Annotated in this window: 11 protein-coding genes; 7 read left to right on the top strand and 4 right to left on the bottom strand. The window is 60.9% G+C overall.

Annotation, left to right across the window (positions count from 1 at the left end; all coding sequences use genetic code 11):
• The first annotated feature begins 102 nt into the window (after positions 1-102).
• A complete protein-coding gene (gene xacF / locus ACQE3M_RS11325) occupies positions 103-1,557 on the top strand; it encodes a 2,5-dioxovalerate dehydrogenase (protein WP_430505717.1) in 1,455 nt (484 codons plus the stop codon).
• Positions 1,558-2,469 carry a 4-hydroxy-tetrahydrodipicolinate synthase gene (dapA, locus tag ACQE3M_RS11320; protein WP_430505716.1) on the top strand — a complete coding sequence of 304 codons (912 nt, stop codon included), beginning with the start codon at positions 1,558-1,560 and terminating at the stop codon, positions 2,467-2,469. It begins immediately after the preceding gene.
• A gap of 71 nt (positions 2,470-2,540) precedes the next feature.
• Here dapA and ACQE3M_RS11315 read toward each other — a convergent pair whose 3' ends face one another.
• Positions 2,541-3,299 carry an IclR family transcriptional regulator gene (locus ACQE3M_RS11315; RefSeq protein WP_430505715.1) on the bottom strand — a complete coding sequence of 253 codons (759 nt, stop codon included), beginning with the start codon at positions 3,297-3,299 and terminating at the stop codon, positions 2,541-2,543.
• Between the two features lie 131 nt (positions 3,300-3,430).
• On the opposite strand from ACQE3M_RS11315, the gene ACQE3M_RS11310 reads away from it, so the two are divergent.
• Positions 3,431-3,859 (top strand): universal stress protein, encoded by a 429-nt coding sequence (locus ACQE3M_RS11310; RefSeq protein ID WP_430505713.1) that lies wholly within the window; start codon positions 3,431-3,433, stop codon positions 3,857-3,859.
• A gap of 114 nt (positions 3,860-3,973) precedes the next feature.
• On the opposite strand, the gene ACQE3M_RS11305 is transcribed toward ACQE3M_RS11310, so the two are convergent.
• The 3 genes from ACQE3M_RS11305 to ACQE3M_RS11295 form a co-directional block, all read right to left on the bottom strand.
• Complete coding sequence (locus ACQE3M_RS11305; RefSeq protein WP_430505712.1) at positions 3,974-4,606, bottom strand: tripartite tricarboxylate transporter TctB family protein; 633 nt, start codon at positions 4,604-4,606, stop codon at positions 3,974-3,976.
• The gene (locus ACQE3M_RS11300) at positions 4,603-6,162 is read right to left on the bottom strand and encodes a tripartite tricarboxylate transporter permease (RefSeq protein WP_430505711.1); all 1,560 of its coding nucleotides are present in this window, start codon (positions 6,160-6,162) and stop codon (positions 4,603-4,605) included. Before ACQE3M_RS11300 ends, ACQE3M_RS11305 begins: the two co-directional genes overlap by 4 nt.
• A 129-nt stretch (positions 6,163-6,291) precedes the next feature.
• Entirely contained in the window at positions 6,292-7,125 is an 834-nt protein-coding gene (locus ACQE3M_RS11295) for a tripartite tricarboxylate transporter substrate-binding protein (RefSeq protein ID WP_430505710.1), read from the bottom strand.
• A 554-nt stretch (positions 7,126-7,679) separates the two neighbouring features.
• On the opposite strand from ACQE3M_RS11295, the gene ACQE3M_RS11290 reads away from it, so the two are divergent.
• The 4 genes from ACQE3M_RS11290 (at position 7,680) to ACQE3M_RS11275 (ending at position 12,192) form a co-directional block, all read left to right on the top strand.
• Positions 7,680-8,918, top strand: a complete 1,239-nt coding sequence (locus ACQE3M_RS11290; RefSeq protein WP_430505709.1) for a hydroxyacid-oxoacid transhydrogenase — start codon at positions 7,680-7,682, stop codon at positions 8,916-8,918.
• A gap of 298 nt (positions 8,919-9,216) precedes the next feature.
• On the top strand, positions 9,217-9,999 hold the full coding sequence (locus ACQE3M_RS11285) for an enoyl-CoA hydratase/isomerase family protein (RefSeq protein ID WP_430505708.1): 783 nt from the start codon (positions 9,217-9,219) through the stop codon (positions 9,997-9,999).
• Between the two features lie 34 nt (positions 10,000-10,033).
• Entirely contained in the window at positions 10,034-10,936 is a 903-nt protein-coding gene (locus ACQE3M_RS11280) for an MBL fold metallo-hydrolase (RefSeq protein WP_430505707.1), read from the top strand.
• Positions 10,937-10,998: 62 nt separating this feature from the next.
• Positions 10,999-12,192: a CaiB/BaiF CoA transferase family protein gene (locus ACQE3M_RS11275; protein ID WP_430505706.1), complete on the top strand. Its 1,194-nt coding sequence runs from the start codon at positions 10,999-11,001 to the stop codon at positions 12,190-12,192.
• Positions 12,193-12,205 lie beyond the last annotated feature (13 nt).

Raw genomic sequence — 12,205 nt, 5'->3', positions numbered from 1 at the left:
GCGAGTACCTGTATCCGGAACTGTGGACCTGCCGTCATTGCGGAGCCAGATACCGCCCGAACCAAAACATTAGTGAGCGGTGCCGGGGATTACTGGATTGGTATGCCCAGCGATGCCTACGGGAATTACGTTGATGGTACGTGGACCGAATCGGATTCCGGAGACACCTTCGAACTCCGAAACCCGGCCGACCCCGATGAGGTCATTGGACGATTCCAGTATTCGACGACTGCGGACGCCAATGCGGGGGTCGAGGCGGCGACCGCGGCACAGCCCGGGTGGGCGGAGGTTCCCGCGCCGGAACGCGGTGATATCCTCAAAGAGACCGCCAAACGGCTCGAAGACCGCAAGGAGGAGTTGACGAAGACGCTCAGTCGGGAGGAGGGCAAGACGCTCAGCGAAGCGCGACCCGAGGTACAGCGCGCGATCGACATCTTCTATTATTACGCACAGAAGACCCGCGACTACCGTGGGACCGTCAAGGCCGCCAGCGGGACGGACAGCAACCTGTACACGGTTCAGGAACCGGTCGGCGTGGCTGCACTGATCACGCCCTGGAACTACCCGATCGCGATCCCGGCGTGGAAGCTCGCGCCGGCGCTCGCGGCGGGCAACGCGGTCGTCCTCAAACCGGCTTCACAGGCCCCGAACGTCGCTCGAAAGCTGTTCGAATGCCTGGACGAGGCGGGGGTTCCTGACGGGGTCGCGAATTTCGTTACCGGCTCCGGCAGCGAGATCGGCGAGACCATCGTTCAGCACGACGACGTCGACGCCGTCTCGTTCACCGGCAGCGCGGAGGTCGGATCCCACGTCTACGACAGCGCGACGGATGGCAAAAAGCGCATTCAGGCGGAGATGGGTGGGAAGAACCCGACGGTCGTCATGCCGAGCGCGGACGTCGAGCAGTCAGTCGATATCGTCGGCGCGGGGACGTTCGGCGTCACCGGCCAGGCGTGTACAGCCTGCTCACGGGCGATAGTCCACGAAGCCGTGGCCGAGGAGTTCCGCTCCGGAATCGTCGACTATGCCGAGAACATCGACGTCGGCCCCGGAGTGGAGGATCCGGGGATGGGGCCACACGTCAGCGAGAGCGAACTGCAGGGTACACTCGAGTACATCGACGTCGGTAAACAGGAGGGAGCAACCCTGGAGGCGGGCGGCGGTCGTCCGACGGGAGACGAATACGCGGACGGGTACTTCGTCGAACCCACCGTCTTTTCCGGCGTGTCTCCCGACATGCGCATCGCTCGAGAGGAGATCTTCGGTCCCGTGTTGTCGATCATCGAAGTCGGCAGTTTCGAGGAAGCCGTCGAGGTTGCCAACGACGTGGAGTACGGGCTCTCGGCCAGCATCGTCACTGACGATCACAGCGAAGCGAACAGGTTCGTCGACGAAGTCGAGGCGGGTGTCGTCAAGGTCAACGAGAAAACGACGGGTCTGGAGCTCCACGTTCCCTTCGGCGGGTGCAAGCGATCGTCCAGCGAGACGTTCCGGGAACAGGGAGAGGCAGCGATGGATTTCTATACGATCTCCAAGACCGTCTACGAGGGCTACTAGATGCAGGAACCCGACCAAAACGATCTACACAGAACGACGACGTCACATCCAGTGTTACTCTGTCCGCTCGTCACTCCGTTTACCGACGAAACGGTCGATACCGATGCGCTCGGTCAGCTGGTCGAATCGCTGGCTGCGACGGGTATCGACGGATTCGTACCCTGCGGGACGAGCGGGGAGGTCGCCAGTCTCACTCCCGAGGAGCGGCGACGAGTAATCGAGACGACCGTCGAGAATTCATCTCACGGACAGACGGTGATAGCCGGTGCCGCGGCCACGGCGGTTCGGTCGGCGGTGGAGCGGATCGAGTCCGCAGCTGCGGCCGGGGCAGATGCCGCGCTGCTTCCTTCCCCCTACTACCACGCCCCGAACAGCCCGGCCGGGTTGAAGCAGTTCTTTGCGGCCGTCGCCGATGACGCTGCGCTTCCGATATACCTGTACGATATTCCGTCCTGTACGGGACAGCAGATCCCGACGGAAGTGACCGAGGCGTTGAGCTCTCATCCGAATATCGTCGGCCTCAAGGATTCCAGCGGTGACTACGAGCATTTCTCAGCTGTACTTCGGGCGACGCCGGATGACTTCGACGTATACCAGGGGTTCGATACCCAGTTCGTTCAGAGCGTTCAGATCGGCGCGACTGGTGGAATCTGTGGTCTGACGAACGCGACCCCGGAAATCTTCCTCGACGTGGCGACGGCGATCGTGGAGGGGAACTACGAGCGAGCGGCACGACTCCAGCAGACGGCGATCACGCCGATCTTCGACGTCGGGCTCGAAGAAGGGTTCGCTCCCGTGCTCAAGACGGCTGCTGTCGCGAGCGGTCGGCTGTCATCCCACCACGTCCGTCCTCCGCTCATCGAAACGAGCACGGAGGGGGTTGCGCTGATCGAAGACGTGCTCTCGACGTGAACCGTCGCGGTTTCTAATCGCCGGTCCCGCTTCGGAGTCCGGCCCGGGAACCGGGGCGGTGGTTCCGTCGATCAGTATCTGAGGTTGAGCTCGATCACGTTTGCGGTGTCTTTGATCGACTCCTGGACTTCCGTCTCGATCTTTTCTCTCGACATCCGGCTGGCTGGCGCGGAGATACTGATCGCGCCGATCGGGATTTCGTCGTCCTGGATCGGCACTGCGACGCAGTGTAATCCCTCGAGACGCTCGGCCATGTCGAGCGCGTAACCGCGCTCCCTCACTTCGGCCAGCTCCTCGTACAGCACGTTGCGATCGGTGGTCGTGTTCGGCGTCATTTCCGGCATCCCGTATCTATCGAGTATCTCATCGATCCGCTCTTCGGGGTAGTACGCCAACATCGCTTTCCCGAGCGCGGTGCAGTGCATGTACGTTCGAAGACCGGCAGAGGTGTTGACGTCGACCGCGTTATCGCCTTTCGCTCGATAGAGATAGACGGCTTTTCCGTACTCCTCGGTCGAGAGGTTAACTAACTCCCCCGTGTCCTTGGCAAGCTTGTGGATCTTCGGTTCGGCGACCTCGTAAAGGGGGTGTTTGGTCCGGACGTATCCCCCGAGCTCCAGAAATTTCAGGCTTAGCGAGTAGTCGCCGTCGTCGCCGATCACGTACCCCTCCTCGACGAGCGTGCTGAGATGGTTATGGACGACCGTTTTACTCATCCCCAGATCGGTAGCCAGTTCCGTCACGCCGGCGGAATCGCGCTCCATGAGCTCCTCGATGAGACGGAACGACTTCTTCGTCGTCTCGACCGGATTCTTGGCTTCCTTCATCATAACACATGGCTCGTTAACTTTTACCAAAAACTTTTCCCTATTTCGGGGTCCGGACCGATTCGAGCCGCAGGAGGCACCACACCGGCGGCACAAACTTTAATCACTCACCCTGTAACGATTGTGACGCACCTATGGTCGTACTTGTAGCTGTAGACAGAGACCAGGATTCCACTGAAATCGTCAAAGAGGGGAAGCGACTGGCCGACGCGTTCGACGAGTCCCTTCAGGTCGCTCACGTACTGAGCAGAGCGGAGTTACGTGACCTGGAGCGTACTTCGTTCGATGAGACGGGGGAGGCGGTCGAGATGAACCGTGTCGAGGAACTGGCCGCCGACATTGCTCGTGAACAGAGCGAGGCTGTGGCTCCCGAGGCACAGCCTGTGGGTCTCGTCGGCGAACCCGCCGAGGAGATCGTCACTCACGCAAGCGACGAGGACGCGATGTACATCGTTCTCGGGGGAAGGCAAACGTCCTCGGTCGGGAAGGTGATTTTCGGCAGCGTAACACAGTCGGTGCTTTTGAGCGCGGGTCGGCCGGTCGTAACCATCCTGCAGGAGTAGGCCCGTCTCCGCGGGCCTCGATACGGGAGAATTACTCGTCGTTTACCGGTGAAGTGAAGCTTCAGTGGCTCGCGGTCGGTCGCGAGTTAAAACCCGGAAACCGGGGAAGAACCGCTACGGCAGAATCGAGTTGAAAGCGATCTCGACGAAGAGGCTGAGCTCTCGGAATATGCCGTCCCCGTACGGAAGCGCGATGTTCATTACTGTCCGGAATGCTCCAAAGAGGAAGACAGTGGTAGCGAGACTGAACACCACCAGCTTCGCTGGTTTCCGATACCCAGCGATCCAGGCGAAGACGAACAGGAACAGCGGGGTCGAGAAGACGAACCCGGTCGGTTTGAGCGCGGCCAGATACAGCGTGACCGAAATGATCGATAGGTAGAACATCTGTTCCTCCTCGGACATGCCGCTAACAGCGTCGCGAACACTGTCCGAGATGCGTTCGACTGGCGGGATGACGGGTCCGGCCTCGCGGAGTCGATAGAACAGGAATACCGCGTTGATGATAGCGGCGATAGCGACTGCTAACAGGGCAACGCGTGGCCAGAAGGCCGTACCGGGATCGAACTTGTTCGACCGCATCCCGGCGAGGTCGGTAGACAGGTAGAGGAAGAGGGCAGTACCGACGAGGAACCCGAGCGTGATCAGTGCGTCGACGTAGTAGCTGGGGACCTCGCTGTCTTTGAGGTCCTCGATCGCCCTCTGTTCGTCCGTCGAATTACCGGCGTCGCCCTCGGGATTGCTCATGACTTCACCTCCGGAGAGCCGAACAGTTTATCGACGACACGTTGACCGAGTTCCGTGTCCTGGAACAGCGGGATGAAGAACGCGAGCGCTGCGAGGACGACGAGAACTGCCGATATCGGCCGTGTCAGGAACACCATGAAGTCCCCCTGTGATTTGATGACGGCGCGTCGTAGTGACGGTTCGGCGAGCGGACCCAGGACGAGCCCGATGACGAGCGGTGCGATCGGATAGTTGTACTTCTCGAGGAAGTATCCGCCGACGCCGGACACGAGCATGACCCAGAGGTCGAAGACGATCGTCCGGGTCGCATATGCGCCGATAGCTGCGAACATGGCGATCAGCGATAGCAACAACGGCTCGGGGATATGGCGGACCTTGATGAACGACCGGACGATCAGCTTGTTGGCGAGAAGGATGCCGACGTTCGCCAGCAGGAGCGCTGCGAAAATCGTATAGACGAGCTCCGACTGTTGCTGGATCATTCCCGGTCCAGGACGGATCCCATGGAGGATGAACGCGGCGAGGATCACTGCCGTCGTAGCGCTACCGGGAATGCCGAGCGTGAGAAGCGGGACGAATGCCCCGCTAGCGGCGGCGTTGTTGGCCGTCTCGGGTGCAGCGACTCCTTCCGGAACGCCGGTGCCGAACTGCTTCCGGATCTTCTCCGGTACGATTCGCTGACCGAACGTGTACCCGAACAGTGCACCTGTCGTCGCACCGGCACCGGGCAGCACGCCGATCAGCGTTCCGAAGACCGAGTTGAGGCCGAGGATCCTGGAGAACCGTTTGATGTAATTGATCGGCGGGAAAATTCCGCCACCTTTGACCTCGTCCATGTCGATCCCGCTGTCGCCATCACCGCCGCCGCCGACCATCTGGTCGTTGTCCTGGACCTGTTTGAAGACCTCCGAGAGCGCGAACACGCCCAGGATGACGGGGATGAAGTTGATGCCACTCATCAGGATGTTACTCCCGAACGTGAACCGCGTACGGGCGGTCATCGGGTCCAGTCCGATGACGCCGATGAACACACCCCCAGCCATCATCATCGTGGCCTTCGGGACGTTCCCCGAGCCGACGGTGGAGATGAGGGCCAGGCCCAGCAGTATAACGGCGAAGAACTCCGCGCTGGAGATCTGGTATGCCCACTGGGAGAGCATCGGTGAGAAGAAAATGAGGAAGAGCGTACCGACGATGCCGCCGAACGCGGAGCAGAACACTGCGGTGCTGATCGCTTCACGGAGTTTCCCCTGCTGATTCATCGGGTACCCGTCGAGGGTGGTCATGATCGCCTCCGGAGCACCCGGGACACGGAAGAGTATCGCGCTGAGCGACCCCGCGTACACTGCGCCAGCGTAGATGACTGCAAGCATCATGATCCCGGTTACCGGGTCCATGACGTACGTCAGTGGAATCAGGAGGACGACCGTCATCGTGCCGTTCATCCCCGGGATCGCCCCGCTGAGCATCCCGAGTATCAACGCCCCGATGAAGACCACCATGTTGAACGGAGTGAGGATGTTGGCGAACCCAGCAGCGAGTTCGCTGATTACCATTGCCGGTCACCTGCCGTATAGCGCATAGTCCATTTGGTACTGTAGTTCATATTTGATGGTACTAGTTCGCGTACGAAAAATTTTGACCGGGTCTATTAAACCCTGCTAATAGGTTTCTGACAGGAACAGCTACGAAGTCTTCTCGTTGTAGAGCTTCTCCATCTTGTTGTAGAACTCCAGGTTCTCCTCCATCTGGTTCATCCACTCCTGCCGACCCAGATACCCGGGCCGCAGGTCGACCATCGTCTCCTCGGCCAGCTGCTGGTAGGAGTCGGTCTGCATGGCTTCCTCGACCAGTTGCGACCAGTAATCGAGTGCCTCGGTTGGCGTCCCGGCTTTGGCGTTGAATCCACGCATGGTTCCGAAGGTGGCGTCCCAGCCGCGTTCACCGGCGGCGGTGACGTCCGGGAAGTCTTCGACGGAGTCCTCAGTCCCGACCACGAGGAGGCTGACTTCCCCGTCCTGATACGCGGACTTCATTTCTTGAATCTCGCCGAAGGCCCCGTCGATCTCGCCCGAAATGACGTCCGTCCGCATCCGACCAGCGTCGTTGTAGGTAACGATCTGGGTGTTCTCCCAGATACCGGCTGCCTTGGCGAACTGGATAGTGAAGGCGCCACCGAGGACACCACCGACAGCCCCCAGCTGGATACCCTCATTCTTGGCTTTTTCGAGGAGCGAGTCGACGGATTTGTGACCGACGCCGTCGCGACCGCTCGAATAGATCCAGCTGGTGTCGTGCTGGACCCGGGCAATGCCCGCCCAGTCGTCGAGCGTGAAATCCGCCTTGTCCAGCGCGACGTTCGGCGTGATCGCGTTGGTACTCGCGAATATCGTGTAGCCGTCCGCGGGCTTGCTGAGCACGCGACGTGCGCCGTTCAGCCCACCAGCACCCGTCACGTTCTCCACGTTGATGCTGACGTCGACGCCGCGCTCCGCGAGAATGTCCTCGGCTGGCTTCATTACCCCGCGGGTCATCGTATCGGTCCCGCCGCCAGCGCCCCAGGGAACGATAACCGACAGATTCCGCTCCGGGGTCCAGCCATCGTCGCTCCCGCCACTGCTGGTGCTCGTACTGCCGCCGCCGTTACTACTGCCTTCACTACTGCTACATCCGGCAATGCCGACGAGTGCACTTGCTCCGACTGTCTGCACGAACCGCCGTCTACTCGAGATCGAGTTGTGGTCGCTCATTGGTGTCGTCCATCACACGTGTTCGGACCATACTTATTAATAATTGGGGTAGGTGCAGAATTGTTACCTCTCACCATACGAGAGCTTCTCTATAGAATTCAGTGCTGTGCGCATCGATCGCTCCGCGGAACGCCGGTGACGTTCGAGCGCTTCCTGGGAGACCATCGCGAATCGGTACAGGGTCACAGCGTATGGCCCGTCCGAGCCCACACCACTGATTCGGGGAGAGAACCAGGTGGGGGGAGGGTTCCGCTGTGGAGAGGTGGATAGTATTCCGTAAGGACACCAGTATTATGTTCCTCTGTTCTCCATCATCGGTGTCGATGTCAACGTTCACGCCCGAGTCAGTCTGGGAATTCGAGACGGTGAACCGTGTGAAGTTCGGAACCGGTGCGAGCGAGGAACTACCGGAGGTCCTGGATGGATTCGATGCCGATTCGGTACTGCTGATCACCGATTCCGAGCTGGAGGATCTTGGATTGGTCGATCAACTGCTCGGCACACTCGGCACCGATCTGGAGACTCACGTCTTCACCGGGGTCGAGCCGGACCCCTCGAAAGACGTCTTCGCGAACGCCCTGTCCCGCGCCCGCGACGTGCAGCCGGACGCGTTGGTGGCGCTCGGTGGCGGGAGCGCGATCGACGTCACGAAGACAACGAGCGTTCTCCTCGGGGTCGACGGCGAGATACTCGACTACGTCGCGCCGCCGACCGGCGACGGAAAATCCGTTACCGAGAAGGCGGTTCCGACAGTCGCCATCCCAACAACGTCCGGGACTGGCTCGGAGACGTCGCCGGTTTCGGTCATTTCGTTACCGGAGCAGGATCTCAAGGTCGGTATTTCGAGCCGATATCAGTATCCGGATACCGCGCTCATCGATCCGGGGTTGACCGTGTCGCTTCCCCCAGCGGTTACGGCCTCATCAGGGGTCGACGCGCTCACTCACGCGATCGAGGCGTACACGACCCGCCGGTTCGATGCAAAACCGAGCCCGGAGACGCCGGCAGAGCGTCCCGATTACAACGGCCGCAACCTGGTCACCGACCAGTTCGCGCGCTCGGCGATCGAGCTCATCGCCGATAACCTTCGGACGGCCGTCAACAACGGAGCGGACATCGAGGCCCGACGAAACATGGCCCTCGCAAGCTTCATGGCCGGTGTTGCGTTTACGAACGCCGGTCTCGGCGCAGCCCACGCCATGGCGATGACTGTCGGGGCCGAGTTCGATTCACCGCACGGTGCGACGGTCGCGGCCGTCCTCCCGGACGTGATACGGTTCAACGCGACGGCCTGTCCGGATCGGTACCGAAACGTCGCCGAACTGCTCGGGGAGGACGTGGAGGGGTTGGACCGCGATGTCGCTGCGCGCAAAGCAGCCGACGGAGTGGAGAAGCTGGTTTCGGACGTCGATCTCCCAACCGGCCTCGGCGAGCTCGGCATAACTGTCGACGCAGTCCCGGACCTGGCAGCGAAAACACAGAAGATGGAGCGATTGCTCGCCGGGAACTCACGCCGAACCGACGAAGCGGCCCTCGAAGAACTCTACCGGGACGCGCTCTGACCGCGCCGCGATAAAACCGGTCGGCGCGGACTGCGCCGCTCTGTCCAGACGGTGTGTGGGTCGTCGTTTTGATTCGTGTCCGATTCGGCCTCGAAGCTGGTCGTGTCGAGACACCCTCGACTGCTTGCAGGTACTCCAGTTATCGACGTCGGCGCTCAGCAATGGGCTCGCTAGTCCGTGGGACCCAGTTCCGTGCTGCTGGTTCTCTCGATCGAGGAAGTCGGGGATAGCGCCCGGAGAGCACGTAAAAATCCCCCGATCACTGGGTTTTAAATTGCTGTTCGAACTCTGGTTGAGTATGCCATACGAGGCTTACGAGAGTATCACAGTAGACGTATCCGACGACGTTGCGACGATCACGTTCCGCCGTCCGGAGAAGTACAACGCGCTCAGCACGGAGGTGTATCTCGACCTCTCCAGGGCGTTCTCCGAAATCCAGCTGGACCGGGACATCGATGCAGTCGTTATCACCGGCGAAGGGGACGACGCCTTCTGTAGTGGTGCGGACATCGACCAGTACGCCGGTCCGGCGGAGGATCACGATCCGCGACAGAAGGACCGACAGGACGAGTTCTACGAGGAAGTGTACACGAAGGCCTACGATCTCCACGCGCCGGTCATCGCGAAGATCAACGGATACTGTGTCGGCGGCGGTCTCATCCTCGCGTCCTTCTGTGACTTGCGTATCGCCGTCGACGAGGCGAAGTTCGGCGTCCCGACCACGGACATCGGACAGATCCCGGGTGGCGGGTCCACCTACCGCGTGGAACAACTGATCGGCGAGGCCAAAGTAAAGGAACTCGTCTACACTGCCGGTATGGTCGACGCGCAGGAAGCTCGGGATATTGGGTTCGTCAATCGCGTGGTCGAACGCGACGAACTCGACGCCGAGGTCGACGGGATCGTTCAGGCCATCAAGGACACGGGTCGGCAGGCTGTGAAGAACTCGAAGCGCGCGATCAACTACAGCGCCCAGGCACCCGACCTGGAAACGGCCAGGGAGTTCGAGGCCGAAGTCTGGTGGGAGCAGTTCGCCACTGAGGAGCGACGCGAACTCGTCGACGAGTTCATCGAGGACTGAGAACCGAACTCGTAGCTGACGCCTCCTTATCAATATGACACTCAACACTGTGCAGAACGTCGACGACGTCTACTATACCGATACGGGATCCTTCGAGAACCACGGTCACGTGGCGACCTACATCGTCGACGGCGAGGAGTCGATCGTCGTCGATCCGGGGTTCTCGACGAGTCTCGAACGGCTCATCGATGCGCTGGCGTCGCTCGGAATCGACGACGGTGGCCTGGACTACATAGCGGTAACGCACGTCCACCTCGACCACGCCGGTGCGGTCGGTTACCTGGCCGAGGAGTACCCGGAGGCCACCGTTCTCTGCCACGAGGCGGGAGTCGATTTCCTGACGGACGAGGCGAAACTCGAGCGGTTGCTGAGCGGGGTTAAAAAGGCGGTCGGTGAGTTAGCCGATCAGTACGGGACAGCCACGCCGGTTCCTCGCGACCGAGTCCGTGTACTCACCGACGGTGACACGATCGCGTTCGAAGACCGGACGTTCGAGGTGCTCCACGCGACTGGCCACGCGCCACACCAGATGTGCCTCTACGACCGGACGAACAAAGCGCTCTTCGTGGCCGACGAGTGCGGAGAGTTCCTCGACGGCGACCTGTATCCGACGACACCGCCGCCGGACTTCGACCTGGCCGCGAATCTTCGAAGTCTGGAACGCTTCCGGGAGCTCGAGATCGAGACGCTCCTGTACCCCCACTACGGACCGAAATCCGATCCCGAGTCGACGTTCGACGACTACGCCGAGCAATTGCAGGCGTGGGTGGCGGAAGTCGAAGCCAGCTGGGAGACGCACCAGGACGAATCGGCCGTCGTGGACTCCTTTGTCGATTCGGATCACCCGAAATACGACGTCTGGAAGCCGGAGACAGCCCGCGAGGTCATTCGGATGGACGTGAGCGGGGCCCTCAGATACGTGAAGTCGAGTCGATAACTCGCCGGAAGCAGTTTGTTGGATGGCCAATTTTTTTAACAGCCGGTATGCAACAGCAGACCATGGTATCAGAGGGACCACTATCGGATCTGAAAGTCGTCGAAATGAGCGTCCACCGTGCCGGCCCGTTCTGCGGTGCGCTGCTGGCGGACATGGGTGCGGAAGTCATCAAGGTCGAACGCCCCAACGTCGGCGACCCAGCACGAACACAGGGGGTCGGCCCGGAGAACAGGTCGGCATATTTCATGGCGAACAATCGAAACAAGAAGTCGGTGACGCTCGATCTGAAGACCGAAGCAGGACAGGAAGCCGCCCTCGAACTCCTTGCGGACGCTGACGTGTTTCTCGAGAACTTCGGCTCCGGCGTTGCGGACAAACTCGGCGTCGGGTACGACGAGGTGTCCGAGGTCAATGACGACCTCGTGTACGCGAGCATCAAAGGATACGGAAAAACCGGGCCGCTCAAGGAGAAGAAGGGCCTCGATCTGATCCTCCAGGCGGAGGGGGGAATCATGAGCGTTACTGGCCCCGAGGACGGATCTCCTGTAAAGGTCGGCCAGGCGATCGGCGACCTGACCGCCGGGTTGCTGTCAACCATCGGTGTCCTGTCACGGCTCCACGAGCGCGACCGAACCGGGGAAGGCGGTCAGTTCGACGTCGGGTTGTACGATGCGATCGTGAGCCTGATGAACGAGTACTTGACGAGCCACTCGATGACTGGCGACGTGCCGGGGCCACAGGGGACCTCCCATCAGTTCACCGTACCGTATCAGATGTTCGAGACGGCCGACGACCGTATCGTGACGGGGGTTCCGAGCGACGAGCGCTGGGACGACTTCGTGGATATGCTGGGGCGCGAGGAACTTCGAGACTACCCGACTAACGAGGATCGGCTGGAGAACAGGGAGGAGGTCATCGGCATCATCCAGGAGGAGTTCGCGGCGAAGCCAGCCGACTACTGGCTCGAACAGTTGACCGAATACGGGTTCCCGAACGGGCCGCTCAACGACGTCGAAGACGTGGTTAACTACGAGCAGAGTGAGGCCCGTGGGCTCGTCGAGGACCACGACGATCCCGACTGGGGATCGTGCGTTCTCCCCGGCCATCCGATCAACTTCCCCGACCACGATACCTCCATCGACGAGCCGGCACCCGAGCTGGGCGAACATACCGACTCCGTGTTTGCCGAGGCAGTCGACGACGACGACAGGCTCGAGGAACTGCGTCACGGCGGCGCGTTCGGAGACCAGGAATAGCTGTTAACGACAC

Origin of the sequence: Halosubterraneus shenae (assembly GCF_050510935.1) — an archaeon.
Taxonomy (GTDB): domain Archaea; phylum Halobacteriota; class Halobacteria; order Halobacteriales; family Haloferacaceae; genus JBDGPU01.
This window is presented reverse-complemented; position numbering and strand designations above follow the sequence as displayed.

Bases quoted from the DNA above. Each gene is read 5' to 3' on its own strand.
- xacF (WP_430505717.1), top strand. From the start codon at position 103: ATGCCCAGCGATGCCTACGGGAATTACGTTGATGGTACGTGGACCGAA.
- ACQE3M_RS11315 (WP_430505715.1), bottom strand. From the start codon at position 3,299: ATGATGAAGGAAGCCAAGAATCCGGTCGAGACGACGAAGAAGTCGTTC.
- dapA (WP_430505716.1), top strand. From the start codon at position 1,558: ATGCAGGAACCCGACCAAAACGATCTACACAGAACGACGACGTCACAT.
- ACQE3M_RS11275 (WP_430505706.1), top strand. From the start codon at position 10,999: ATGGTATCAGAGGGACCACTATCGGATCTGAAAGTCGTCGAAATGAGC.
- ACQE3M_RS11310 (WP_430505713.1), top strand. From the start codon at position 3,431: ATGGTCGTACTTGTAGCTGTAGACAGAGACCAGGATTCCACTGAAATC.
- ACQE3M_RS11280 (WP_430505707.1), top strand. From the start codon at position 10,034: ATGACACTCAACACTGTGCAGAACGTCGACGACGTCTACTATACCGAT.
- ACQE3M_RS11285 (WP_430505708.1), top strand. From the start codon at position 9,217: ATGCCATACGAGGCTTACGAGAGTATCACAGTAGACGTATCCGACGAC.
- ACQE3M_RS11305 (WP_430505712.1), bottom strand. From the start codon at position 4,606: ATGAGCAATCCCGAGGGCGACGCCGGTAATTCGACGGACGAACAGAGG.
- ACQE3M_RS11300 (WP_430505711.1), bottom strand. From the start codon at position 6,162: ATGGTAATCAGCGAACTCGCTGCTGGGTTCGCCAACATCCTCACTCCG.
- ACQE3M_RS11290 (WP_430505709.1), top strand. From the start codon at position 7,680: ATGTCAACGTTCACGCCCGAGTCAGTCTGGGAATTCGAGACGGTGAAC.
- ACQE3M_RS11295 (WP_430505710.1), bottom strand. From the start codon at position 7,125: ATGAAGCCAGCCGAGGACATTCTCGCGGAGCGCGGCGTCGACGTCAGC.